General features: G+C 43.9%; 23 protein-coding genes. 4 read left to right on the top strand and 19 right to left on the bottom strand.

The genetic code is table 11. The features are described 5' to 3' along the window. Window positions 1-25 precede the first annotated feature (25 nt). The 3 genes from KJS58_RS20435 to KJS58_RS20425 are packed head-to-tail and all read right to left on the bottom strand — an operon-like array spanning window position 26 to window position 3,350. Entirely contained in the window at window positions 26-1,522 is a 1,497-nt protein-coding gene (locus tag KJS58_RS20435) for an extracellular solute-binding protein (protein WP_213535310.1), read from the bottom strand. Window positions 1,523-1,550: 28 nt separating this feature from the next. Then, window positions 1,551-2,423 carry a carbohydrate ABC transporter permease gene (locus KJS58_RS20430; RefSeq protein ID WP_213535309.1) on the bottom strand — a complete coding sequence of 291 codons (873 nt, stop codon included), beginning with the start codon at window positions 2,421-2,423 and terminating at the stop codon, window positions 1,551-1,553. A gap of 18 nt (window positions 2,424-2,441) precedes the next feature. Further along, a complete protein-coding gene (locus tag KJS58_RS20425; RefSeq protein ID WP_249717717.1) occupies window positions 2,442-3,350 on the bottom strand; it encodes an ABC transporter permease in 909 nt (302 codons plus the stop codon). Window positions 3,351-3,503: 153 nt separating this feature from the next. Between KJS58_RS20425 and KJS58_RS20420 the strand changes: the two genes are divergently transcribed. Then, window positions 3,504-3,662: a hypothetical protein gene (locus KJS58_RS20420; RefSeq protein WP_213535305.1), complete on the top strand. Its 159-nt coding sequence runs from the start codon at window positions 3,504-3,506 to the stop codon at window positions 3,660-3,662. A gap of 12 nt (window positions 3,663-3,674) precedes the next feature. On the opposite strand, the gene KJS58_RS20415 is transcribed toward KJS58_RS20420, so the two are convergent. From KJS58_RS20415 to KJS58_RS20340, 16 genes are all read right to left on the bottom strand, one after another. Then, window positions 3,675-6,032 carry a helix-turn-helix domain-containing protein gene (locus tag KJS58_RS20415; RefSeq protein ID WP_213535303.1) on the bottom strand — a complete coding sequence of 786 codons (2,358 nt, stop codon included), beginning with the start codon at window positions 6,030-6,032 and terminating at the stop codon, window positions 3,675-3,677. A gap of 234 nt (window positions 6,033-6,266) precedes the next feature. Next, window positions 6,267-11,975, bottom strand: coding sequence for a pectinesterase family protein (locus KJS58_RS20410; RefSeq protein ID WP_249717700.1), 5,709 nt, complete (start codon window positions 11,973-11,975; stop codon window positions 6,267-6,269). 282 nt (window positions 11,976-12,257) lie between these two features. Continuing rightward, window positions 12,258-12,911: a deoxynucleoside kinase gene (locus tag KJS58_RS20405; RefSeq protein ID WP_213535302.1), complete on the bottom strand. Its 654-nt coding sequence runs from the start codon at window positions 12,909-12,911 to the stop codon at window positions 12,258-12,260. Further along, the gene (locus tag KJS58_RS20400; protein WP_213535301.1) at window positions 12,908-13,531 is read right to left on the bottom strand and encodes a deoxynucleoside kinase; all 624 of its coding nucleotides are present in this window, start codon (window positions 13,529-13,531) and stop codon (window positions 12,908-12,910) included. Before KJS58_RS20400 ends, KJS58_RS20405 begins: the two co-directional genes overlap by 4 nt. 196 nt (window positions 13,532-13,727) lie before the next feature. Then, window positions 13,728-14,249 (bottom strand): GNAT family N-acetyltransferase, encoded by a 522-nt coding sequence (locus KJS58_RS20395; protein ID WP_213535300.1) that lies wholly within the window; start codon window positions 14,247-14,249, stop codon window positions 13,728-13,730. A 156-nt stretch (window positions 14,250-14,405) separates the two neighbouring features. Then, window positions 14,406-14,573 (bottom strand): hypothetical protein, encoded by a 168-nt coding sequence (locus KJS58_RS20390; RefSeq protein ID WP_213535376.1) that lies wholly within the window; start codon window positions 14,571-14,573, stop codon window positions 14,406-14,408. A gap of 109 nt (window positions 14,574-14,682) precedes the next feature. Further along, window positions 14,683-15,222 (bottom strand): hypothetical protein, encoded by a 540-nt coding sequence (locus KJS58_RS20385; RefSeq protein WP_213535298.1) that lies wholly within the window; start codon window positions 15,220-15,222, stop codon window positions 14,683-14,685. Between the two features lie 69 nt (window positions 15,223-15,291). Next, window positions 15,292-15,510, bottom strand: coding sequence for a hypothetical protein (locus KJS58_RS20380; RefSeq protein ID WP_213535297.1), 219 nt, complete (start codon window positions 15,508-15,510; stop codon window positions 15,292-15,294). Between the two features lie 108 nt (window positions 15,511-15,618). Next, a complete protein-coding gene (locus KJS58_RS20375; protein WP_213535296.1) occupies window positions 15,619-15,786 on the bottom strand; it encodes a DUF3934 family protein in 168 nt (55 codons plus the stop codon). 125 nt (window positions 15,787-15,911) lie between these two features. Next, window positions 15,912-17,306 (bottom strand): protoporphyrinogen oxidase, encoded by a 1,395-nt coding sequence (gene hemG / locus KJS58_RS20370; protein WP_213535294.1) that lies wholly within the window; start codon window positions 17,304-17,306, stop codon window positions 15,912-15,914. 308 nt (window positions 17,307-17,614) lie between these two features. Continuing rightward, on the bottom strand, window positions 17,615-17,959 hold the full coding sequence (locus KJS58_RS20365; protein ID WP_213535293.1) for an EamA family transporter: 345 nt from the start codon (window positions 17,957-17,959) through the stop codon (window positions 17,615-17,617). A gap of 1 nt (window position 17,960) precedes the next feature. Further along, entirely contained in the window at window positions 17,961-18,494 is a 534-nt protein-coding gene (locus tag KJS58_RS20360) for a DUF2304 domain-containing protein (protein WP_213535292.1), read from the bottom strand. Continuing rightward, the gene (locus KJS58_RS20355; RefSeq protein WP_213535291.1) at window positions 18,484-19,236 is read right to left on the bottom strand and encodes a glycosyltransferase family 2 protein; all 753 of its coding nucleotides are present in this window, start codon (window positions 19,234-19,236) and stop codon (window positions 18,484-18,486) included. The genes KJS58_RS20360 and KJS58_RS20355 overlap by 11 nt, the downstream gene beginning before the upstream one ends. Beyond that, window positions 19,211-20,485, bottom strand: a complete 1,275-nt coding sequence (locus KJS58_RS20350; protein ID WP_249717697.1) for an ArnT family glycosyltransferase — start codon at window positions 20,483-20,485, stop codon at window positions 19,211-19,213. The genes KJS58_RS20355 and KJS58_RS20350 overlap by 26 nt, the downstream gene beginning before the upstream one ends. 170 nt (window positions 20,486-20,655) lie before the next feature. After that, complete coding sequence (locus tag KJS58_RS20345) at window positions 20,656-21,876, bottom strand: sensor histidine kinase (protein ID WP_213535290.1); 1,221 nt, start codon at window positions 21,874-21,876, stop codon at window positions 20,656-20,658. A gap of 5 nt (window positions 21,877-21,881) precedes the next feature. Continuing rightward, a complete protein-coding gene (locus tag KJS58_RS20340) occupies window positions 21,882-22,589 on the bottom strand; it encodes a response regulator transcription factor (protein WP_213535288.1) in 708 nt (235 codons plus the stop codon). Between the two features lie 297 nt (window positions 22,590-22,886). Between KJS58_RS20340 and KJS58_RS20335 the strand changes: the two genes are divergently transcribed. The 3 genes from KJS58_RS20335 (at window position 22,887) to KJS58_RS20325 (ending at window position 24,956) form a co-directional block, all read left to right on the top strand. Next, window positions 22,887-23,861 carry an NAD(P)H-binding protein gene (locus KJS58_RS20335; protein WP_213535287.1) on the top strand — a complete coding sequence of 325 codons (975 nt, stop codon included), beginning with the start codon at window positions 22,887-22,889 and terminating at the stop codon, window positions 23,859-23,861. A gap of 101 nt (window positions 23,862-23,962) precedes the next feature. Beyond that, complete coding sequence (locus KJS58_RS20330) at window positions 23,963-24,118, top strand: hypothetical protein (RefSeq protein WP_213535286.1); 156 nt, start codon at window positions 23,963-23,965, stop codon at window positions 24,116-24,118. 196 nt (window positions 24,119-24,314) lie between these two features. After that, on the top strand, window positions 24,315-24,956 hold the full coding sequence (locus KJS58_RS20325) for a hypothetical protein (protein ID WP_213535285.1): 642 nt from the start codon (window positions 24,315-24,317) through the stop codon (window positions 24,954-24,956). Window positions 24,957-25,001: the final 45 nt, after the last annotated feature.

The following is a 25,001-nucleotide window of genomic DNA, read 5'->3' as shown; positions in this document are numbered from 1 at the left end:
TATTTTATTACTGCTCGCCTGTCTCTTATTTATTTGTTTTCAAGTAAGCTTCCTTATATTCAGCCATCAATTGGTCGCCGCCTTGTTTCTTCCATTGATCTATGGCCGCCTGCCAGCCTGCTTCATCAATTTGACCCATAATGTACTTCGTCTGTGCATCAGTGACCATCAGCTCAAGTTCCTTACCTCGTTCCGCATAGATAGCCGAATCCAGGGTAAGTGCAGGGTTAGGCACGATAAATTCGTCATTTTCTTTTACAAACTTTTGGCTCTTACGGAACAAGTCCGGCTGTTTGGCTAGCTTTTCAATATTGTAGTTCTCGTTACGGTTCGGCATTGTATCACGGTATGGCTTCACTTCCTTAAGATCCGCATCACGGTCTAGTACCTCCGTTACATCGCCTGCATCCTTCCAATGTTTGTTCTCCACCCCTTTGACTAAGAGAGTCGCCATTTCTGGATCCATCAGCTGGTCAACAAATTTCAGGATGTGCTTCATTTCCTCTTCTGTTTTTACCGTCTTCTTAGGAATAGCCAGGAAACCTGCGTTACCCGTCTCTCCAGGAAGTCTGCGTCCTTCTGGTCCAGTTACCGGTACTACATCAATCACTGCTTCTGGAACGTTCTTGATAACTTTGTCCTGCCAAGACTGGGCATTCCCTCCGGAGAAGCGGATACCCGCACGTCCCGATTCATATAATTTATCAATTTCGCTCGTATCCACTACGGCAAAATCCTGATTGATCAATCTTTCATCATATAGACGCTTTACCAGCTTCATCGTATTAAAATAAGGCTCGGTCATAAATTCCGGTGTGAAATTTCCTTCTGCATCGACTTCCCATTTGTTAGGTGCACCTTGTGAAACGGCGAGACGAGTCATTGTCGAAGCAGCTTCCTGATTGTATTTTTTATCGAATACAAGACCGTACGTATCATCTTTACCATTCTTATCCGGATCATCTTTAGCAATCGCTTTCATTACGTTATACCAGTCATCTAGGGTAACAGGAGCCTGAAGTCCTAGCGTATCGAGCCAGTCTTTCCGGTAGTGTAACGTCGCACGTCCGAGGTCACGGAACAAAGGTACGCCGTATATTTTACCGTTCACGTTGATGTTATTATAGAAATCTTCGCTTTGTGCTGCGAGGTTAGGGTAATCCTTGATATAGGGTCCCACTTCCCAAAACTGTCCATTTTTGAGTGCTCCGATCGTTGTTGGATTATATCCGAGCTTGATCAACTGAGGAAGCTCTTCCGAAGCGATCATTACATTCACTTTTTCATCATAAGCAGAGGCTGGAATCCACTGGATATTAAGATCGGTGTTCGTGTACTCCATAATTGCTTTCTCGATCTCATTCCCTTTTGTCGGAATCTCTCCCACCTGATTTACAACATATTTCAGTGAATAAGGCTTACTTCCATCAATCACGGCGGCCTCTTTTGCCCCCCCACATGCGGATAATACCAGTGCAGCAGTCATAACGGAAGCGGACAATAAATGAACTTTCTTTTTCATCTTTTTTCCCCCTATATCAAATGATAAGTTAACCCTTTACTGAGCCTAGCATTGCTCCTTTAGCAAAATGTTTTTGCAGGAACGGATATACGACCAAAATAGGAATCGTTGCAAACACGATGACCGCCATTCGAATCGTCAGCGGCTGTATTTCCGCGTCATCAATATTGGTGTCGCCGATACGGCCCGATGCAAGAATAACGATCTCACGGAGTAATACTTGAATAGGCCATTTCGTATTGTCATTGATATAAAGAATCGCGTTAAAGAACTGGTTCCAGTGCCCAACCGCGTAGAACAGACCAAAGGTCGCCATCGCCGGTAAGGATAAAGGCAAGACAATCCGAATGAGAACACCTAGATCATTACATCCATCGATTTTCGCTGAATCTTCCAGTCCATCAGGGATTTGCTGAAAGAAGTTTTTTAGCACGATGAGGTTAAAAGCACTGATTGCCGTAGGAATCATTAAGGACCATAAGGTATCCGTTAAATGGAGCGCTTTTACGACAAAGTAAGTGGGGATCAGTCCGCCGCCGAACAGCATGGTGAACAGAACTCCCATCATAATCGTCCTGCGTCCGCGAAGATGTCTTTTCGCCAGTGGATAGGCCATAAGCGAAGTGAACACCAGATTAATGAACGTACCGACTACCGTAATGTAAATCGAAACCATCATACTTCGCATCAGTGTATCGGTAGAAAAAATGTAACGATACGCCGAGAGTGACCATTCCTTCGGAAATAGAATGATCCCGCCTTGGGCCACTTGAGCTGGACTCGTGAAAGAGACGGCAACCACATAAATAAATGGCAGTGAACATGCTAAGGCCACAAAAAGCAGCAGCGAGTTGTTGATGATATCAAATAACCGGTTTCCGATGGTTTTATCTTGTTTCATTGCATTTGACCCCTTCCTTTAATAAACGCCTTCTTCGCCAAACCGTTTAGCCAGCCAGTTTGCCGAGACGACAAGGACCAGTCCCACAACCGATTTGAATAATCCAACAGCTGCAGAGTAGCTATACTGCGCCTGGGTCAACCCTTTCACATAGACGTACGTATCAAATACTTCACCTACATCCCGAGTGGTTGGGTTCAGCATCAGGAAGATTTGCTCGAAACCGGAATCGAGGAAATTACCGAGCCGAAGAATGAGCAAAATAACAATGGTACTCTTAATCGCAGGCAAAGTAATATGCCACAGCTGACGCCATCTCCCCGCGCCATCCATTCTCGCTGCTTCATACAGCTGAAGGTCCACGCCAGCAAGGGCAGCAAGGAAGATAATAGTCCCCCAGCCGACTTCTTTCCATATGGATTGAGATACGATCATCGTTCGGAACCATTCCGGATCCTGAAGAAAAGCGATTTTCTTACCTGTTAATTGGAATAAAAACTCATTAATCAGTCCATTCTCCGTCGTAAAGAGCATATAGAAAATACCTACTACAACAACCCATGATACAAAATGCGGAATATACACTAAGGTTTGGACAAATCTTTTATAAAAAGAAGACCTAACCTCATTCAGCATCAATGCCAGCATAATCGGCAATGGGAAAAAGAAAATCAAGTTATACAATGCTAGGATTGCTGTATTACGGAACAACATCCAAAACTGCGGTTCACCAAAAAATCTTTCGAAATGCTTGAAACCCACCCATGGGCTGTCAAAAAAACCGAGGTAAGGTTGGTAATCCTGAAAAGACATCGTAATACCGTACATGGGAACATACTTGAAAATAATAAAGTAAGCTATGCCCGGCGCTAACATGAAATACAACCATCTATCCCGGATCAGATCACGCATGACCGCACCCTTCATCTTAGACTTAGGTACGAATGCATCTGCCTGGTCCAGATTATGTAACGTCGATTCGCTCTTCATTTGCGGTGTTTACCTCCTTTGTCGCTTGGTGACCTGATTATGACAGTCAGGAATCAGTGCAAGCTATACCTACGGGGCAACCTCCATAGCATGTTGAATCTAAGACCGCTGATTACACCTGTCATTACCGTACTTATGCGCAGCAGGCAACCAGCGATGTGCAGGGTACAACTTTATCATTTTTACTACTTATATAAAAAAGCAGCACCCCGAAAATTCCGGTATGCTGCTTCTAAAAAAAGAAAGTGAATCCATCCTTTTTCAGGCATGATCTACAGACTTTCCTTCTGTAGCCATTCGCGAACTGCTTCGCTCTTCTCTATATTGGCCAGGTGTTGATCCATACATTTTACGAAATGCCCGGATAAAGGCACTGATGTTTTTATATCTTAATTTCTCACCAATCTCCGAAATTTTCATGTTTGTCGTCTCCAGCATGTGTTTAGCCATCTTCATCCGGAACTCACTTACGTAATCGCTAAAGGTACGTCCTACCTCTTTCTTAAATACACGCCCTAGATACACCGGATGAAAATGAAGCTCTGCTGCAATCGCTTCGAGTGTGAGTTCCTGGTCATAACGTTCGTGTATAATGGACACAATTTTTTCAGCCGCGCTGACAAACTGACTCTCCTGCCGTTCTTGCAGTATACTTGCAATCGGTGTAAGCAGCCGATGCTCGAACCACGACCTAATCTCCTCGTGAGTCTGTAGTTTTAGGAACCGCTCAATTGTTTTTTCTCCTTCAATGATCTTATGGACCGGAATTCCTTGTTCTTGAACAATCTGCAGAATTCGCATCATCAGCTGCAAAAGTAGAATTCGTCTTTCTTTGACGTAGCTGTTTTTGTGCAATACAGCAGACAAATACTGATCCAGCATTCCGATAGTTTTCTCAAGATCAGCTTCCCGCAGGGAGTGTACCATCTGCTCTTCAAGCGGTTTGAGATGCCCATATACCGCCGTTTCGCCTGACGCGCGTTTGTCGATTTCTTCAACACGGACAATCATGCCGGAACCAAGGCTGGTTCTGCAGCGCAGCGCTTCCAGACTTTCCCCATAAGCGATGACCGCATCTGCTATATTTTGAAAAGGTCTGCTCACCCCGATACTGATCTGCAACTGCAGATATTCCATTGCTTTGGCTTGTATCATTTCAGCTTGCTCTGCCGCATAATTTAAAATTTCTTCTTTGCTTCCTTCCGGATTCGCAATCAATGTGATCTGAGTTCCACCAAGCAAAACGGGACTAAATCTGCGATCAGGTGGCAGCAATTCCTCTACAATATTATTTAGCGCGAATAATAAAAGTTCACGGTCCTCATCTGCGTACCTCGTATAGGAAAGGTCATCAATTTGAATGGCAAAGACGAGCAGATGCTCCCATTCTCTTGGGAAGCCATACATATCGGTGCGCTGAATCAGCTCTTCCTCCGACATTTGCCCCGTGAAGAGTTTGATCACAAAAAATTCGCGTAAATGCCGAATTTGCCCTTGCATTACGTGTTTAAGTTTACTTTTGGTAGAAGCCAATGCCTGGATGCCTTCCTGAATCAACACTAAATCGTCCTTCTGCTCCATCATGCCTGATTCTTCGTTGGCTTCTCTAGTGAGCTGTGTCAGATAACGAATCGGCTTATACATGCGCTGGCTGCCAAAGTATGAAATTGCCGCCACGAGAAGCAATATAGAAACACAAACAGCGATCGTCATTAGACCGATGGACTGGGATTCCTTGGTTACAGCAGCGATTGAGGAAACAGATACGTACACCCAGTCATTGTAACTGGAAACACGGTAGCTCACTCCAAGTTTCTGGCCGCCTGACTTCGTGCTAAAAAAGCCACTGGAAGATGATGTATCACTTATTTGTTCCCTAATAGCATGGTTAATCTCTACATACTCTCTTTTCTCCGAAGCGGGAGAGAGAAACATCTGACCCGAGGCATCCAAAATATAACTGTTTCCGAGTTCTTTACTTTTCGTCAGCACTCTTCTTATCTCATCTGACATCACGCGGACAACAATCATGCCTTCCGGTTTATCCGTTCCCGTGAGCAAAGGCAGTTTATAGATCAAACTGATTGTTTCCTCTGGAACCTCCAGCGCATCCATTGAGTTATCACTGCCTGGCTCCGTTTGAGCTGCGGGCTGAGTTTTTGCTCTTGTATTCCACATCAGTCCCTTAGATTCACTTGCATAGGCTTCAAATTCATCTAAATTCGGTAATTCCTGAAGCTTTCGGAGTGCAGCAAAATGAATGGCCCATTCTTTTTCAAATTGAATAATATACGTATCTTTAATATCAGCCGAAGACCGCAGATTCGCCATCTCATTCGTAAGCTTTCGAACAGTAATGAAGTCTTCGTTGGTAAGGGATTGATGAAAGGCTTCCTGAACCAAAGCCGTGTTTGCAAACTGCGTGACTGAATCTTCTAACGTATGCAGCATTTGCTCTACTTGCATTTCGGTCTGTTGTAACACAAGCATATTGGCTGCCTGAACTTTGTCCTTAACATCTTGAGAAGCTGTGATGTAAGAAAACAGGCCGATAAATAGGGTAGGTACCGCACCGAGTAAAAGACAGAATACCAAAAGCTTGATCCAATAGTTGCGCATGACTCACCCTCCACCTCTAACCCAAGCTTAACTATTATGGCAGCGTTTACAACATTATTTGAAATAATTATTCATTATTGGCAAATTATCCTATATATTTCATTCGACATGACTTAAATGACTCCTTTTTACTTGCATCAATTTGTTGTATACAAAAAATAGAGGCACCCTGTCTGCATGTAAGCAAACGGGGTACCTCTATCCTCATCATTTTCCTAACTTAGTGAACAAAATTTAATTTTCTTTTCCTTTTTCTTTTATCACTGTAACGGTAGTCTCGGCAAGTGTCCGGTTCCCTGCATGATCAATCGCTTCATATACGATTGTATATATACGCTCTTTCAAACCGCCTTTTACTTCAGCACGAAGCATAAATTCAAAATCAGGAGTACCAAACTCTGCTTCTTGAATATCTGCTCTTTGGTGTCCTTCATGTTTATCTTCATCACTGCTTGTAATTGACACCAGATTAATCACCGCTACTCCGGAAAGGTCATCTTCCGCAGAAGCCGTTACTTTAATCGCTTCCAGCTTGTTGCCTCTTGGGTACAATACCGGCTTATCAACGGAAAGAGTTAACTGCGGCGGTGTCTGATCGATTTGTTCCTGTGTATTAAACTGGATTGTATATTTACGTTCACTTCCATCTTGTGCAGTAACCGTAATAAGAGCCTGCCTTGAATCCGCATCCGCCTGTATAATGTCCACTTTCGCATATGCAGAACGAACCGCAGCTTCTAGTAGAGGTACATCCTCACCAGCTCCCACTGTAACTTCATAAGATAACCGGTTTACATCAAATTCTGGCAGCGGCTGGCCGCCGATGATGATCGAAGATAAAGCTGTATCACCGTCTGGAACGGCAATCATAGAGGCTGGGTTCCATCCATCATCTCCAGAAAGAATATGTTCAGGAGTGAGCAAAGATGCTTCCTCATATGTTAGCTGTGTTGACCAAGCGTATCTTGCCGATGGATTCGCGCCTGGGCCGTAACTCGCAAATTCCCCATAGCGGGCGGTGAGTTCATTCGTAGGATTTCTCCAGTTATCCCATCCCGTTGGTTCAATGTGATCACCGAGTTCACTGTTAATGACATATACATTAGAATAAGGTCTCCACGGACGTCCCAAAGGAACTGTACCTGTAAGTCCTGGTTCTGCAGTGAATCGGCTATTCAAGAATACATAACCTAGTTTGTCTTCCGGGGTTGATGCCGCTGTGACGTAACCATCATTCAGACTGTGAATAACACTGTTCTCAAAAACAACAGTTGCTCCGCCAAAGATAAAATCAACATCCCCTTCAATATAACTGTCTACAAAATACTGACGACCATCATTGGCATAGAAGGTATCTTGATAACCCTTCAGATTTACTTCCCGGAATGTCATACGATCTCCTTTAGTATATAAGGCAACCGCCTGACCGGCGTCATCTCCCGCATCATTCATAATGGTTAATCGCTCTGCTGAATAGTCGTTTGCCAGTACCTTGAATCCAGAACTATTGGAAGTTCCCATTGGCAAGCCGTCGGCTCCCGGGGTATTCGCACTGTCGCCATACACGAGAACGGTACCTTCCCTGCTCTCCCCGATCATTCGAATGTTCGGTTTCGTGGCTGGAAGGACCAATTTCTCGCGATAGGTGCCGTTCTTAATATAAATAATCATCTGGGATGTATTTTGATCTGGTACTGCATTAATTGCCTCTTGTACGGTCTGATAATCTCCGCTTCCGTCTAGTGCCACGGTAATACTGCGGGCTGGAATATCACTGACGGGAAGTGAAGCTGCGCTTTCAACTCCCCCGATGACGGCAGATACAATATAGTAATAAGACTCTCCGTTCGTAAGGCCTGTGTCAGTAAAGGAAGTCTCTGTCAAACCATCCGCGATGGTTAGATAAGAGCCGTCTTCAGACGAGCTTCTTTTCACCGAATACGTATCGGCTCCCGCTAGAGGCTCCCATTTCAGAGTAAGCCGTTCATTGCTCGGCACAATCATAACCCCCTGAGGTCCTGCCGGTGGCGATCCCTCGCTTTCTTGAGGCTTCACAACAACCACTTTCGATCCCAAACTACGCGAATCCTGATTCTTGGCAATTACCTGATAATAATATGGCTTTCCGCTAATTACATTCGTATCCGTATAGGATGTGGATTCGGCAATCCCTAGTTCCTCAAATGGTCCATCCGCGTATACAGCCCGCTGTACGGAATAGTTCTCAGCTGCATCCACAGCAGACCAAGAAATAAGGGCACCCTGAGAGATACTTTCGCCTGTTATCTCCGGTGTTCTCAGCTGTAGAACAGGTTTCACTTGAACGGGTTCACTATCGGGTCCCTCACCTGCAACACTTGAAGCAGATACCGTATAGTAATATACCTGTCCATTTACAAGACCGGAATCTCGATAGGAGGAACCGCTAATTTTACTGGCAACCATCTCGAAAGGTCCTGTCATGGTCTGACTGCGTTTCACCGTATAAGTCACCGCCTGTGTAAGCGGCTCCCAATTCAGATCTATCTGACCACTCCGGGCAGCAGCGGTAAGTCCGCTTGGAGCATCTGGTTTCACTGCACTTGCGCTTGGCAGTGCTGTGGCCTGATTGGATAGGCCGCTCTCTCCAGCGGGTCCTGTTGCTGTCACTACGTAATAATAATTGACTTCGTTCTTAACGGTTTCATCGACATAGCTAAATTCGGTCAGTCCTTTTGCTAGTATCTCATAAGGACCGCCATCTTTTTGACTGCGTTTCACCGTATAAGAAGCAGCTCCAGCAGCCGGCTGCCACTCGAGTTGAACTTTTCCATTGCCAGGCAAAGCTTTCAGTCCTTTTGGAGACGCTACAGGTTCGTTATACACTTTTAAATTGTCATAATAGATGGTACCCTTGCCGCTTCCCGGCATCTTGCCCATGATGCGGCTGATCCCACTAGCCCGTACATCCGCTTGAAGAGGTACATCATCTGCACTAAGCACATGATCAATATAGATATCCGCAGTCTGTGCAGTGATGTCCACTGCTACCTTCACATTATACCAGCGGTTATTTTCTGGACGGTCTGCAAGCTTATAGTCCGCTCCACTGCGTTTATATACGAAAGTGTCCGTTCCTTCTGCCGCTGGCTGGGTTGGTTTCCGGATTTCAATGGACAGCGGAATCTTGGTACCTGTCTCATCCTGAAGCTGAAGCAGGACGGAAGTACCCGGCCATGATTCGGACATCACGTCAGCTTCTACAACAAATGCACCTGTCTGTTTTGTAAACTGCCGAGTGAATTGGGTATTCACAGGCGCGTTATCATAAACTTTTAGACTCTTCGCCGATGAATTTCCTGTTGAACTTGCTGGAGTATTTACCACAGTTACTGTATGGTCGGCATCCTGTGGATCGGGAAGAACGACATAACCTGCAGGGGTGGCGCCGAGTTCAACCTCTTCAAAGTTATCATCTACCACATGGATCGTTCCAACCGATCCTGTCGGTATCGCGCTTACTTCGGAAGAACGGAAGCTTTCGCCGCTTGCGTTCACTGTTGTCAAAACATAATAATAAGCAAGCCCTGAAGTCAGACCCGTGTGAAGGTACGAAGAACCTGTAACAGCGGATGCGACCTGTTCATAAGGTCCGCCAGGTATCGTACTAGAATAAATATGATAACTCTCTGCCTGAGGAACTTCATTCCAAGACAGTTTCACTTGCTGATCTCCAGCCTCAGTCTTTATTCCGGTTGGTGCTACAGGGTAATCAGCTTTCAGGTCTTTGACCTCTGCTCCTGTGAACCTTGAAGTATTATATTTCAGCACCTCATCATTTGCTTTGGAGGCATCTGCTGCAAGACCGTAATATACCTTTTCATTCATCGGAAGAGTGATCGTATCAAACTGTGTCCATTCGATCCCATCCTTTGAAGTCAGTGCTGTGATTTTGTCATCCAGGCGCATAAGTTTGACCCAGTACGGTGTATTTACAAAAGCTTCTGGCTCTTTCGTAACTGCATTTTTTCCGCTGGCCGTTCTCGAAATGAGGACCGTTTTCTTTCCTTCCTTAACGTATGGAATCATCAGAGCTGCCATCTTAGAACCCGGCTCAAGGCTTTCACGAATCATCACACCTGCTTCAGCCTCATTATCTGTTCCTGTGATGTGCTCTATTTTTGCTATAATTTCACCGTTACCGACAAGTTCTTGGTAGGCAAAATGAAACGCATCGGCAGGACCACCAATATCTCCGGCACTTTTCAGTGTAACTTCTGAACTGTCCGCACCGATTTGAAGATGACCAGCAATTCCCGGATTTCCAATATCCTTTGAAACCCATGGCTCTGTATTTCCTTCTGTGTTGGCATGAATCGTCACTTTGTCTGACTGTGCAGCGGTTCCTGTATTATCGATTGCTCTGGCCGTCATATAAAACGTACCATCAGGAATGTCCTTCCATTCAAAAGAATAAGGCTCTGCTTTATCTTCCCCAAGCAGCTGATCCCCTTGATAAAATTCCACTCGGTCAATGGATCCATCTGGATCTATTGCTTCTGCCGCAATGGTAACGGAGTCTCCTGCTGTAATTATCGTATGATGTGTTGGTGAATTGATGGTAACTACAGGACTCACGGAGCCACTGCTGACAATTCCGTTTAGATATACCTCTAGGTTCGTATATCCAGACTGCTGCGTCCCATTTCGATCAGAAGGATCGTTAGGATTCAGCCCCTGCTGAGTCTCCCACACATTCGGCATTCCGTCCCTGTCATCATCCGCTAGATCAGACTTCACAGACGCAAATTCCGGGTACCCTCCAACCTCTTTCTGAGAATTAATATGTTCCCCGGTCCGTTCCGCTGTATCTCTGATGATCCTTGCGTCAACCGAGTCTCTTCGCGGAAGCACAGCACCCGCTCCTTCGAGCACGCTCTCATAAGCATCCGTCGCGGTTTCCGGTGCCGATGGGTTTGGCATTACGATCGGTGTATTCAGCTTGGAAGCTGGGTTACGAACAATCGGTACCCCTTTCCAGTTATCACTTGTCACTTCTTCTGATCCATCTACATAGTTGCCGCCAATATATATTTTCGAGCCTTCATGAACTTCCTGAAAAATATTGTCGCGGACCGTACGATAAGTATTTGGCCCATATTTATAGTAATTGTCTCGAATGTTGTACTGCCCGACTTCCCCTCCATAAGTGGAGAAAAATCCCCAGTTATAGATGACATTATTATAAAAATCTACGTTATCTTCTGGAGATTTACCTGGAAGCCGAGGATTTCTGCTGGCATTATGGGCAATCAGGTTATGATGGAAGCTTGCATTCTTTCCTCCCCATATCCCGCCATATCCATGTCTGCCTTTAAAATGTGTGGTCATCAGCATACTTTCAGAAACGATGGACCACTGAATCGTTGTATTTTCGTTATCATAGACGCTGAGCACCTCATCAACTGACCAGCTGAATGAACAGTGATCAATGATAATGTTCTTGTGGTAACGACCACCAAAAGCATCATCTTCATTTACATAACGATCTCCCAGACGAAATCTTAAATAACGGATGATCAGATTATCACCTGCAAAAGAAGTGGTGTAATCCGATATCGTTATGCCTTCTCCCGGTGCGGTTTGTCCTGCAATCGTCAAGTTAGAGCCTGTAATTTTGAGCGGGGATTCAAGATGGATCGTCCCTCCCACTTCAAAAACGATGGTTGCATTACTTTTAGCTACTGCCTCTCTTAGTGAACCCGGTCCGCTGTCTTTTAATGTAGTGACATATACCGTCTCACCGCCACGTCCGCCAGTCGTATACATGCCCCCGCCCTCTGCTCCAGGAAATGCCGGCAGAGCGGGTGCTTCTGACGAAACATCAGACGTTGCCGCAGCAGCTGGCTGCATAGATGCAATAAGCGATAGAACAAGCAGCAGCACACCGAGTTTTTTCATCATTAAACAATCCCTCCTCAAATGAATAGCTTCCTTGCTTTACATCCTCCTTACCTCCCTGATCTGAACTTTCCATGATTTTTGTCTCAGAGATTATCCTCATTATCAGTCAGGGCAACACTTACAAGCTATATATCTGAAGCAACCTCCCGATTAGATTAAGAATTCTTATGTAAGCGTTATCAATAAAGTTGTTTACTGCATACTTCTTGCTCATTTCTGCACATCACTATAATAGGACAAAAAAAGACCCCTCTCATATGCCAAGAGGAGCCTTTTCCTTATTTACTTATTATTTCGATGCTTAGTGATCGTCTTTCCAACTTCCGTGAGTATGCTGTCCAAGGAAGCTGGATCATGCACATCATACTCATCAATGTTTAATTTGAGCACAGGGCAAGCGTTGAATTCTCCGATCCATTTCGCATAACGTCCATGCATCTCTTCCCAATAGGCCGGATCGGTCTGGATTTCCATCTCGCGGCCGCGTTCTTTGATCCGGTTCAAGATCGATGGAAGGCTTCCTTCGAGATAGATAAGTACATCTGGATGAGGGAAATAAGGAGTCATTACCATTGCTTCAAATAAGCTTGTGTAAGTCTCAAAATCCGTTACACTCATCGTGCCTTTGTCTGCATGCATTTGAGCAAAAATCCCGGTATCTTCATAGATCGAGCGATCTTGAACATACCCTCCCCCTGCTTCAAAAATATTTTTTTGCTCTTTAAAACGTTCAGCCAAAAAATAAATTTGAAGATGGAAGCTCCATCTCTCAAAATCATGATAAAACTTCTCCAAATAAGGGTTATGATCCACCTTCTCTAAAGAGGTTTTGAAATGAAGTCGATCCGCAAGTGCAGCGGTTAAGGTAGATTTTCCTACACCTACAGTACCCGCCACCGTAATCAAAGCATTTTGCGGAATGTTGTAATCGTTCATTGAATGTACTCCTTTATCTCAGACACAATCAGGTCAAATTGCTCAGGACTTGCGACAAAATCGATCTGATTACCGTCAATTGTAATAATTTTTGTATCTGGCTCTCGCTCAGCAAGAGACGTCATTGCTTCATCGTAATCTATAATAAGCTGTTCTAAATAAGCGGGGTCCATATTCTGTTCAAAAGAGCGTCCGCGTTTGGCAATTCGCTTAAGCAGTGTATCTAGGTCTGCTCTGATATATATAATAAGGTCCGGCTTCGGAAGATCATCGGTAAGGATATGATAGATCTTGCGATACTTTTCTCTTTTGACACCCTTCAGCGTGCGCTGTGCAAAAATCAAGTTTTTATAGATATGATAATCGGAAATAACTCTTTTCTGATGCTGGATATAGTTCGTCGTCGTGTCTTCCAACTGCTTATACCGATTACACAAAAAGAACATTTCGAGCTGAAAGCTCCATTCATCTATATTTTCATAGAATTTTCCGAGAAACGGATTCTCTTCTACGATTTCTTTTAATAAAGGGATATCTAGTTCCTTGGAAAGCATGGACGAAAGCGTCGTTTTTCCAGCTCCTATTGGACCCTCAACCGCAATAAACATGCCTTTTGTCATGTGAATCCTCCTGTTATATTCGTAACCGATATTACCGTCATAGAGAGTTTATTGTATCACAGAATACCTCTTTTCGGACCGATTAAAAAAAGGAAGAAAGCATTACAATTCCCAATCCACAAAAATGATATAAACAGCAAAAAAACCACTCCCCATGCAGTTGCACTGGAAAATGGTCTAAATGATTGGTCGCTCTCTACTTCGATGCGACTTGATATACCTCTGCATACAAGGTATCCCGGTAAGACTGAAACTGCTCCTCTGTAAGCAGACTTGGATAACTCATTACCATTAGAGGGAAATCAGGTTGTCCCTCTCGAAGCGGCGGCTGTACATAGGGATAGGAATTCAGATGAAAACCAAGCCGCTCATAAAAACCAATTCTTCTCTGACTCATTTCTTCCTCCGGCGGCTCGACTTCAAGCACGACCGGCTTATTCATTTGCGCTATAAAGTCCTTCATCAGCTGCTTACCCAGCCCCCCACCGCGAATGGATGGTTTCACAGCGATATGCTCTACAAAACAGAATTCATCAAATTCCCATCCGCCCAGAAAGGCGATGACCTCACCCAGGTCATTCTCTTTGGTGAGCAGTCGATAGCTTGCATTCGCAAGCAAAGCTTGCTGTCCTTCAAAAGTGCGATATTCAATCAAAGGAAACGATTCCTCCATAATGCTATACACCTGTTCAAATACATGGGACTGAATCTTGCTCATAAAGTCACTTCCTTCTTGTTGTTACCTTCATTCTTCCTCGCGTAAGTTAGCACCAGTCTACCATTTGACGTGAAGCTTATCCAGTTCTGCCGAGTACGGAAGCAAAAAAAATAACCCGTACCACGAGCGTGGCCGAGTTATCTTCTATCGATCTTCCTAGTTCAAATCAACACGCGGTGATTTTCGTCCACCGTGGGAAGAACGCGAACTTCTCATCATACCGGATACCGTGTTAAAAACTTTATCACGTGCCGTTTTATTTTTCATCAAGTATGTCACCCCAGCACCGACGGCTGTTAAAAGCAAACCCTTTTTTTTCAACATTTCAATTTCCTCCTTCGTAAGTGGTATGGTTACCTTCTTGTTTGAAAATTACCCTTCTTACAGAATTCGAAACGCAAAAGAAATGCTTACTTTTTGTTACAATATGGAATTATCTAAAAAGCTCGGCTGTCTCTATCGAACTTTCAAACCTCGTGATCGTATGCGTTGTATCGCCTATAAGCTGTTTCCATTTGAGCTCATAAAAAACTTCTGTATTCAATTTATCTTTAAAGAAATCTTCATTTGCCGAAAATGATACTTCATATACGGTTGTTTTTAATTTTCTTTCAAGCACGGAGATCCTTGGCTCTGAGAATGCCTGCTTTGCTTCCTGCGGCAGTCTCATTTCAAAAGTAATCGGCTGATTCGGCTCATTCGAAAACTCGGCTATTTCTACAAATTCCTTACCTTCCTGTTTCAGATGTGAATACACAAGGGTGCTTACTTTATTTATCTGCTCATTTTCGTCATCCCATTCAGCAAGATCAGCTTCCTTCTCTTCTTCCAGCTTATAAATGATTTTATCCTGCTGCGCAGGGGGAGCTTGAACATCTAATTCAACCACTTCCTTGTCACATGCGGACAGGAACGACAGACACAAAATCAGTCCTGCTGCCACTAGACTTATTTGTAGGAATTGTTTTCTCATTTTGTTTTGTATCAACCTTTCGGGATGAAGTACGTATATCAAACTCCCAGTATAACAGAACGAGTCTCATCACTCTTCCTTTTTCCGTTCAGACGCTGCATGTGTTGCCTTCGCTTCAGCATCGAGTTCTCTGATACTCCGGTTAAGTCTCAGTAAAGAACTATCTAGTTTATCAAGACGTGACCCGATGGTTTGCAGTACATAGCGAAGTAAAATAACACACACTGCCATTGGGAATCCGATATTCGTAATGAGATAGACCATTTCTTCCAAGTTTAGATTTTCCATTGCTCATTCCTCCTTTATTAAGAAAGGAAATAAGAATGGCTATTTTACAACCTAAAGCAGATAAAAAAGCCGACTCTGTTGTTATCAGAACCGGCTTCCTCTATTCAATTAGCGAGTATCAGCTGAGCTGCCTTCACTATTGTCTGTTTTCTTTGTACCTTTACTCTTGTATGGTTTAGGAGAATTACTAGCACGGCGTTCGCCTGCTTGCCAGCGATTCCATCCTTTTTTCCCTGTACCTCTTCCTGTTCCGCCCTTACCTTTTGCCTTACTCATCCAATCACTCCAGCTCTATTCCTATGTTATGCCTGAACTATACAGGAAAAATAGCGATAAGTACAGTAAAGACATGAAAAGCAAAGATCCTGCTTCCCCTGCCAAACCATGAGATTGATATCCTTCTATAGCTGTTCTATCACCTTAGAGGCAGTCTTCTCCCCATTCGCAATACAGTCTGGAATACCAACGCCGTAATAAGAGCAACCCGCAAGCCTAATACCTGGGTAATACAGAGACATCTTCTCTTCAAGTGACGTAACCAGCTCATGATGCTTACGGTGATAATTCGGCATTTCTTCATGCCATACTCTCACATGATGAGTAATGGGTGCTTCCGACATACCGAGACTTTTCCGTACATCTTCTGCTGCTACTTGCAGCAGTTCTTCTTGTGTCATATCCTTCATCTGTTCGTAGGCTGGATTCACGCTTTTATAAAAGAGTCTGACTAACAGCTGACTCTTGTTCGAAGTATGTTTCCATTTACGGCTCGTCCAAGTGCAGGCATTGCAAGTGAGATCGCTGCTCCCGGAAGTGATAAATCCGGTCCCATTCGCAGGAAGCCGCTCGTCCGGTACATCATACCCGAGATAGATACTGATCATCGATGAACTGCGCAGCCGCTCAAAATCCTGATTCAGTTCTTCATGCTGAAGCATCTCTTGTACTGCCTTATGAGGCGCAGCAAGAATAATCTGATCTACGGTAATATCTTCTCCATCGGAAACGGAAACCGTATAGGTTCCCTCCTGCGGTCCATGAACGATTTTGGTAACAGCCGTATTCTTGCAGATGGTTACACCCGTCAGTTCTCGCTCATAGGCATCAATAAGTTCAGCCATCCCGCCTTCGAAAGATAAAAATTTCTTACCCTCTTTGGGGCCTTTCAGCTCGCTTCGATGAGCATCAAGTCCACGGATGAGACTCCCATACTCATTTTTATAATCCAATAAATAAGGCATCGTCGATGCAAGGGTCAGTTCATGAATATTTCCTGAATATACGCCGGAAATTACCGGTGCAATCTGCTTTTCTACAAACTCCGCACCAAGAAATGCCTCAAGAAAATCGCCAAGCGAGTCCTGTTTCGTAAACGTTTCGTTAGGGGTGTAGAAATCTTTCAGGGCCGCTACTTTTCCTTCTGGAGATACCAGCGTGGTCTCGGCAAGAGACTCAATGCTCATCGGGATCCCAAACATCGCATCTTCCGGAATCTGCTTGAGCTCGCCATCCGTGTGAATGAAAGAAGTTCCTGTCTCGTTATAGACCACTTTTTCCTTGAGCTTCAACTCTTCAATGACATCGAAAATATGTTTTTTACGAGTGACAATGGAATCTGCACCTGTCTCCATCGTGAAGCTGTCATCGTGAGCAGTACAGATCTTCCCGCCCAGCTGACGGTTCGATTCGAATAAAATAACACGAGCATCAAGGTCCTTTTTTTCAATTTCTTTTTGCAAGGCATAGGCTGCGGATAATCCGGTAATGCCGCCTCCAATTACAGCTATCGTCTTCACAAACGCTCACCTACTATATCTAAAGTTTATGGTTATTTAACTTATAAATGATGCAATAAAGTATACCATATCCTGCCTGACGGTTCTTAAGACAAACATTACTGAACAAAAAAACATCTGCCAATCCTATAATGTTGATTGCTTCATCAACCTAAGGATTTAACAGATGCAGATTCACTTTATGAATAAATGCTCTGCGTGAGCACTAAAAACACAGTGTATAGGATTCCACCTCTCCACATGGAATTACCGGTGGACCGGACCAGGCTTACGATAGTGATGAACTATATAGTCAAGCAGCGGAACTGTCATTTTGCAGCAATAATAGCCGCACCGATAACAATGACTGCCACTCCGATCCAGCGGTTCAGAGGGACACTTTCCCCAAAGAAATACCAGGCTGCCACGATCCCAATCGCATAAGCAAGGCTTTGCAGCGGATAGGCTACACTCAGCGGCAGCTTGGATAGAACTATAAACCATAGACCCGTAGCCAAGCCATAAAACAAGATACCAAGCAGGATGAGAGGTGAAAATAGAACCGACACGAAATTGCTGAGCTGAATGCCTCCCTGCTGTTCAAGACCCATTTTCCAGACGATCTGGCCAGAGACGAGTAGTAATATATTGAGGAACAACACGACATAGGCCATATTATCGGATCTCCTCCCTGCTTGAATCATGAGGGGGAACAATATCACGGTCTAGAGATGAGGGGCAAACTTGGTCATTCGAGTGTTTCAGAGACAGCCCGGGGGATTGTGAGAAGTCCGGTATGGCTATCCCTTGCTCCTCATCTTCAGCTATAGTTAACCCCTGTGCCTCTGCTGCTTTTTCGACCTGCTTCTCCAGCTTTTGAATACGTTCCTCCGTAAGCCCCAGTGTTTGCGTCAATATGACGACCCGGTTCGTAAGGGAGGATACAGTGATCGTCAGGTGCAACAGAATGAATAGTATAGCAACTACACTCAGCAGATAAAGCAGCGACGGAGCATAGAAAATACCAATTCGTACCGCCAGCCCATCCAAAATGGACGGAAATAAAGATAAAATCATCATGATCGCGCTCATCAAAAGCCAAAGCAGTGCATACTGCTCCTTTAATTTTCGCTTGCGAATTAAATATAGAATCGTAGTGGCAAATGCTAAGCTTATACAAAAGCTAACGAAGTAAACATTAAGATTCATAGCTATGTTCCCACGCTCTCTTTTTCATGGTTTTCATGAGTAAGACAGATAGGATCACCTTGGACATATAGTACACGGATCTCATCGCCGATATGCTTGATACGCCGCCTTGACGTTCCTTCATGATGACAGGAATCTCAGTAAAGGTGAGTTCTCGGTTATACAAAAGCATCAGTGCCTCTACTTCTGGGTAGTCGGTCGGATACTCGCGAGCGAACAGAGAAATGGCTCGTTTTCCGCAGAAGCGATAACCTGAAGTTGGGTCGGTAACGGACTGCCCAGTGAGCCGAGTCAAAAGGGCGGATAGCAGACCGATGCCCATTTTGCGGGCAAAGGTCGACTGAAACCCTTCTTTTGTAATAAAGCGAGAACCAATGACCATGTCAGCTCCCGTCTCGAGTATCGCATCCAGAAGCCGATTGAGATCACTCGGATTATGTTGTCCATCGCCATCAATCTGCACCGCATAATCGTAATGATGTTCAGCAGCATAGCGGTAACCCGTTTGCACAGCTCCGCCGATGCCAAGATTACAGGTCAAATCGATAACGCTCGCGCCTGCTGCTTTGGCAATCCGGCTGGTGTCGTCACTTGATCCGTCATTGATGACCAGCACGTCCACATAAGGGATATCTTGACGAATCTGGTGGATCACTTGCCCAATGCCTTCCGCCTCGTTATAAGCAGGAACAATGACAAGCACTTTGAGCGAAGAATTATGAATGGTTGGTCGATTCGTCATAGATAACAGCTCCTTTCTGTGAATGTGAGGGTCTTACGTATTTATTCCAAAACCAGCGTATGATAGCGACGCCGACCACCGTATTCAGCATAATAATAAGCGGCATTGAGGTGTAGTTATACCGATATTCCGGTACAAATGCTAAACGTGTCACCGTCATGACCACGAGGATCAGCGTTAACAGCGTGAACGGCTTTCTCCACTTTCGAACAGCAGCAATCAAAGCGACCGGACAAAAATAGACAAGTGCTAAATGAAGCATACTGCCGAGCGGACTTGGAAGCACACTGTATATCGGGGTATGACCGCTGCCAAAATACATATTCGAGTAGATGTATTTTAGTTTTCCAACGGTATACCATTTTACAAATGTCCATGTGTGTTCAGTAAAGCCGACCTTCAGCCGCTCTTTTGCGACCTCCATTTGGGTCTTACCGTGACGGTCAACTAGTCCATCATCATAGTTTTTATCTGGATAAGTACCCGCCGCAAAGGGATTGACCTGTGTAGAGGCAATAACGACCTCGTTCAGAGTCACGATGTTGCGGATCACCCAAGGCGAGAGAACAACCCCCGTACCAATGCAGGTGAACAGCAGTAATTTCAGCGTGAACTTAAAGTTCTTTTTCCAAAAGTAATAAAACACATAAACCGCTGGGATTAGAATTAAAAATTCCGGACGCGTAAGCACAAGCAGTCCCATTGCAGCACCGCTAAGCAGAGCGAGGGTTCGTGTTTTCTTCTCAAACGTAGAAAGCTGCAGACGGATATACAGCATTAAGAAAAAGCATGCCAGCACCTCCGTGAGCACCGCGCCATTACTCCAAATGAACGGAGGATATACAGCGCTTATAAGCAGCACAATGATCGAAACCGTTTGGCCCGCCAGTTTTCGGGCAATGGAATAAATCAGCCCCAGGGTAACAAGGCTAATACCAACCTGGATATATCGAATGTACGGAAAAGGATCATTATTCTGATAATCAACCATCTTATAAACTGCCGCCATAAAAAGCGGATAACCCGGCGTAACCTGGGCGTTTGGCTCCGTATCCTTATAAGCATAAATTCCATCTTCCAGCAGCTGCCGAACCATAATGTCGTAATTCACTGTATCATGCGATACTTTATGATTGACCGAGACGAGAAAGTCGAGTCTTAAAAAAGCAGCCAGTGCGAAGATCAATACGATCATCGTGATAAGCAGTGTTTTTTTATGTGTAAGCATCTTCGACGCCATCGTGTCCATTCGTCAGTCTTGCTCCTTCCTGAAGTAAATATGTCAGAGGCAGCAGCTTTCGCCATTGCTTGTTTTCCTCTTGTTAAAGTCAAGACTACAAGACACTTCTTAACGGTTCTTATCTAAATGCTTAACAAACTCTTAAGTTTTTCATTGATTTATTTAAAACAGACCTTAGGCTATTCCAAAATGGGCAGTCGAGTCTCAAACACCGTTTGTCTAGGCGAGCTTTCTACGGAGATTTCGCCCCCATGCACATCGAAGATACTCTTTGTGATCGCAAGTCCCAGGCCAGTTCCACCCGTTTCTTTCGAACGAGACTGTTCGACGCGGTAAAAACGTTCAAAGATATAAGGAAGGTCCCTCTTCGGAATAGGTTCTCCATAGTTACAGATGCGTACAACAACCTGTCCATCTTCTTTTTCAATATAAATGTCTATATATTTACCGCTGCTTGCGTACTTAATCGCGTTAGAAATGAGGTTTTCGTATGCTCGCACAAGTTGGTCGCCGTCTGCCTTGATCATCACCCGATGATCCGGTACATGTGTTCGAATGGTCATATTCGCCTGCTCCAGACTCGGAACGAATTCCTCAGCCAGCTGCTCAATGAGTCCTGTTACATCCAGTTCACGTAAATGAAGAGGCATGCCGTTGTTAATACGGGTATATTCAAATAGATCATCGATGAGTTTTTTGAGGCTAAGTGATTTTTCATAGGCGATATTCATGTAATAGCGAAGTTCCACCTCATTGGTATAACGATCTTTATCAATAATTTCTAAGAATCCGAGTATGGAAGTAAGCGGGGTTCGAAGGTCGTGGGAAACACCAGTAATTAAATCGTTCTTCGTTTTCTCCGCGTTTCGCTCTTCTTGAATGGAACGGTTCAGCTGTTCGCTCATCGCGTTGATACTCTGTGCAATCAGGCCAAGCTCATGTTTTTCTCTAACCGGAATCTCGTGGTCAAAATTCCCCTTAGCGATTTTCGCAAGCCCTTGATTAATCTCCTCCAGATACGTATGAATCTGTTCAGACACGCTGTTGATGTTTCCTGCGATTGTACCCAGTTCATCAGAAGCCTTCACCTTTACAGTCGTATGAAGCCGTCCGTCCGCCATCTCCTCAAGAACGCTTGCAAGCTCCTTCGCACGTAAGACAAGCGGACGGGTCGCAAAAATATATAAAGTGATGAAAAAAGCTGTTCCAAAAATAAGGATGGTATTTTGAGATCCAACATGGTTGATGATCCACGCTAGGGGCACGTTATAGGGGCTCAGTTTGATAACATAGGAAGCGAGCAACCCTCCAAGCAGCACGAACAGCAGTGTGAGTCCCATGCATCCAAGAAATATGGCAAGGAATTTCCAACGAATACTGATGTATACTTTGGTATTCATATCCCTTACATCTCCTTTGCAGATCTCATTTTGTAGCCGATGCCCCAAACCGTTTTAATATAAGCGGGATGCTGCGTATCCTTTTCGATTTTTTCGCGGAGCTTACGGATATGTACCATGACCGTATTTTTTGAGTCCATGAACGGCTCGTTCCAGACTTCCTCGTATATTTTGTCCATGCTTAGAACAATTCCCTGATTAACGGCCAGAAGCTTTAAAATATCAAATTCGCGGGGCGTCAGCTTCACTTCCTGATCCCCCACCGTCACGGTATGCGTAGCCGTATTAATCACAAGATCGTCAATCACGATCTCATCCTCGCCCGAATCACTGCGGTTATTGAGCATCTTGTACCGACGGAGCTGTGATTTAACCCGGGCAACCAGTTCGAGCGGGTTAAAAGGCTTGGTAACATAATCATCCGCACCGATGCTCAGGCCTGAAATTTTATCCATATCCTGACTTTTTGCAGATAACATGATAATGGGAGTATTGTTTTTTTCTCGTATTTTCATGCATGCTTGAATTCCGTCCATCTGTGGCATCATGACATCAAGAATAATTAAATCAACTGGGTTATTGCGCAGGATTTCGAGGGCCTCCACCCCATTGAATGCCTTAAATATTATGTATCCTTCATTCTTTAAATAAATTTCAATAAGTTCAATAATTTCCTTTTCATCATCAACAAGTAAGATTGCTTCTCTGGACATGCTGCATTCACACCTCTTTAAATATTCTAAAATCTAAGATTAAATAGCATTATAAACCAGAAACCTTAATATTACGGTCGCAAATATCTTAATATTAGCTTAAATTCCTGTTGATGAATTCTCTTTAGAATAAGCAATCTCACGCTTTTTATACAGTTAATAGGAAGTTAGATGAAAACAGAGGGATCGCTGAAATCAACAGTTAGGCAAGAATTTTTTCTCACTAAGACTTGGCCCTCACAGGTTATAATCAAGCACCTGAGATCTATATGAGAATAACAAAGGAGAAAGAATCCAATGGATCAAGAAGAGAATTATCGTCCCATCATTGCCCTTACCGGCGCATCGGGAAATATCGTCCAGTATCTAATGACCGAACTTCAAAAGAATTACGACATCATCGCCTTATCCCGGCGAGCTGACCAACACAAAGATACAGAGCATGTCACTTGGCGTGCTTGTGACTTTTTCTCCTATGACGATGTTGAAGAAGCACTACGAGGAGCAGACTATGCTATCTATCTCAGTCAATCCATGTACTCTTCTGCCAAACTGACTCAGGGCAGCTCTGAGGATATGGATGCGATCTTGGCAGGGCATTTTGCCAGAGCAGCCCAGCGGAACAACGTGAAAAAAATCGTATATGTCAGCGGAATGGACCCGGCGGAGGTAGAAAACAAAGACGTACCCCGTCACTTGCGAAGCAGACTTGAAGTAGAGCAAATCTTAGGCTCATCGGGTGTACCTGTTACTGCCTTTTGGGTAGAGCAGTTCGATGGTCCGTCCATTTCTCCTTATCCAATTACGGGTTTAGCGAAAAAATCAATGAAATCAGATGTGAGATCCGTACAGCGGCTCTGTTTACCGGAAGGGAAAAATGCACAGTGGGTTCTGCACTATTACATAGAGTGGCTGTCACGTATTACAAAACCGTTCATTCGGATTACAAGAAGTGAAGATCAGATTGTCCGCATTTTTCTTAGGGCTGCAAAAGTTCCAATCCTCGAACTAACCTATGATAAAACGAAAAGCAGTCCATCTCATGCTTCGTACCGAATTTCAGGCGGAATCTTGGTTAATAAGCGGGAAATTCATAAGGGGAGACTTGAATTTTTACAGTTGCCAAACTCGAGAGAATGTATCGTAGCGATTCACGATTATGTACCTTCATTACCTTGGTTTATCTATAAATACTCTCAGGCCACACTTCATCTTTGGGTTATGAAAGCTTTTGACCTTCACCTTAAGCAGCTTAGCAAACATAACAAATGATGCCCTTCTAAGTAAGCTGCCATTAATGTTTGAGTACTGTCTAATCGGGTATCTATTATTATACCGAAGTCAACGTTACTCATTCTAAGGAGGTAATTCAGATGCAACAACAAACAGGAGATAAAGTACGTAATCAAGAGGATAACAAAAACAATTCCCCTGAGCAGCAGGAGAAAGTGAAAAAACATGAGGATATTGAGCCTCAAGCGGAGAACTGGAACCCTCGTGACCTTCCTGATCCGAACAAAAAGGATTAATTTATATTTTAAGTAGTCATTCAAATACAAAAGACCGCACTAATCTGTGCGGTCTTTTTGTCGTTGTTTTACGCGGCACTCTCATATTCATGCTCTAAACAGATGAAACAGCTATGTAATTTTGGTGTAACCATTTTATGTTATTTATTGTTTATATCTTAAGATCATGTTATTACAGCGAAGGGTGCTGGGTTTTATGAACGAACGAGATCATCTGGAGTATAAAGCAGCAAAAATGAATCATCAGAACGATCACATGCAAGATATAGAGCAAGACCATAAGACGGAGGGCACATCCTCTCCTTTGACTCGTAAGATGACTTGTACAATAATTTCAATACTTATTGGTATAGATGTGCTGCTTATTGTACTACATAGCCTGGGCTATTATCTCCGCCTATTTCCACCGGATAGTCTGGTATTATCCATGTTTATTTTCAACAGTATTATGCTGTTGTCCATGGGAATCATAGCTAAAATTTATACCATTGTTGCTGCATTTGTGCCTGGAGTTATTATTGTTTTTCTCATTCTGTACTTCAGCCATGCAATCGATGACGCACATTATAAAACCATCCGCTCGCCGATCGGAAATGAAGCTGTAGTAATTAAATACTCCGCAACTAGTCTAGGAGAAACCATGTATTCTTATGACTTTTATCAGTCCATGCTGGGGGGACTCCTATTGAAAGAACTCAACAACCGTTACAGTTATATGGATTTTAGACGTTACGACTCCGCTGAAGATGTGCTTGGAATGAATGACCCTACGTGGAAAGATAGAAAACATCTTATTTTTCATACTGCATCAGGAGAACATACCCTGAGGTTAAAATAAAATCAGTGAAAAGTATTTCCAAATTTTGCAAGTAAGTGGTATTTT

The sequence above is a fragment of the Paenibacillus sp. J45TS6 genome, assembly GCF_018403285.1.
Lineage (GTDB): Bacteria > Bacillota > Bacilli > Paenibacillales > Paenibacillaceae > Paenibacillus.
This window is presented reverse-complemented; position numbering and strand designations above follow the sequence as displayed.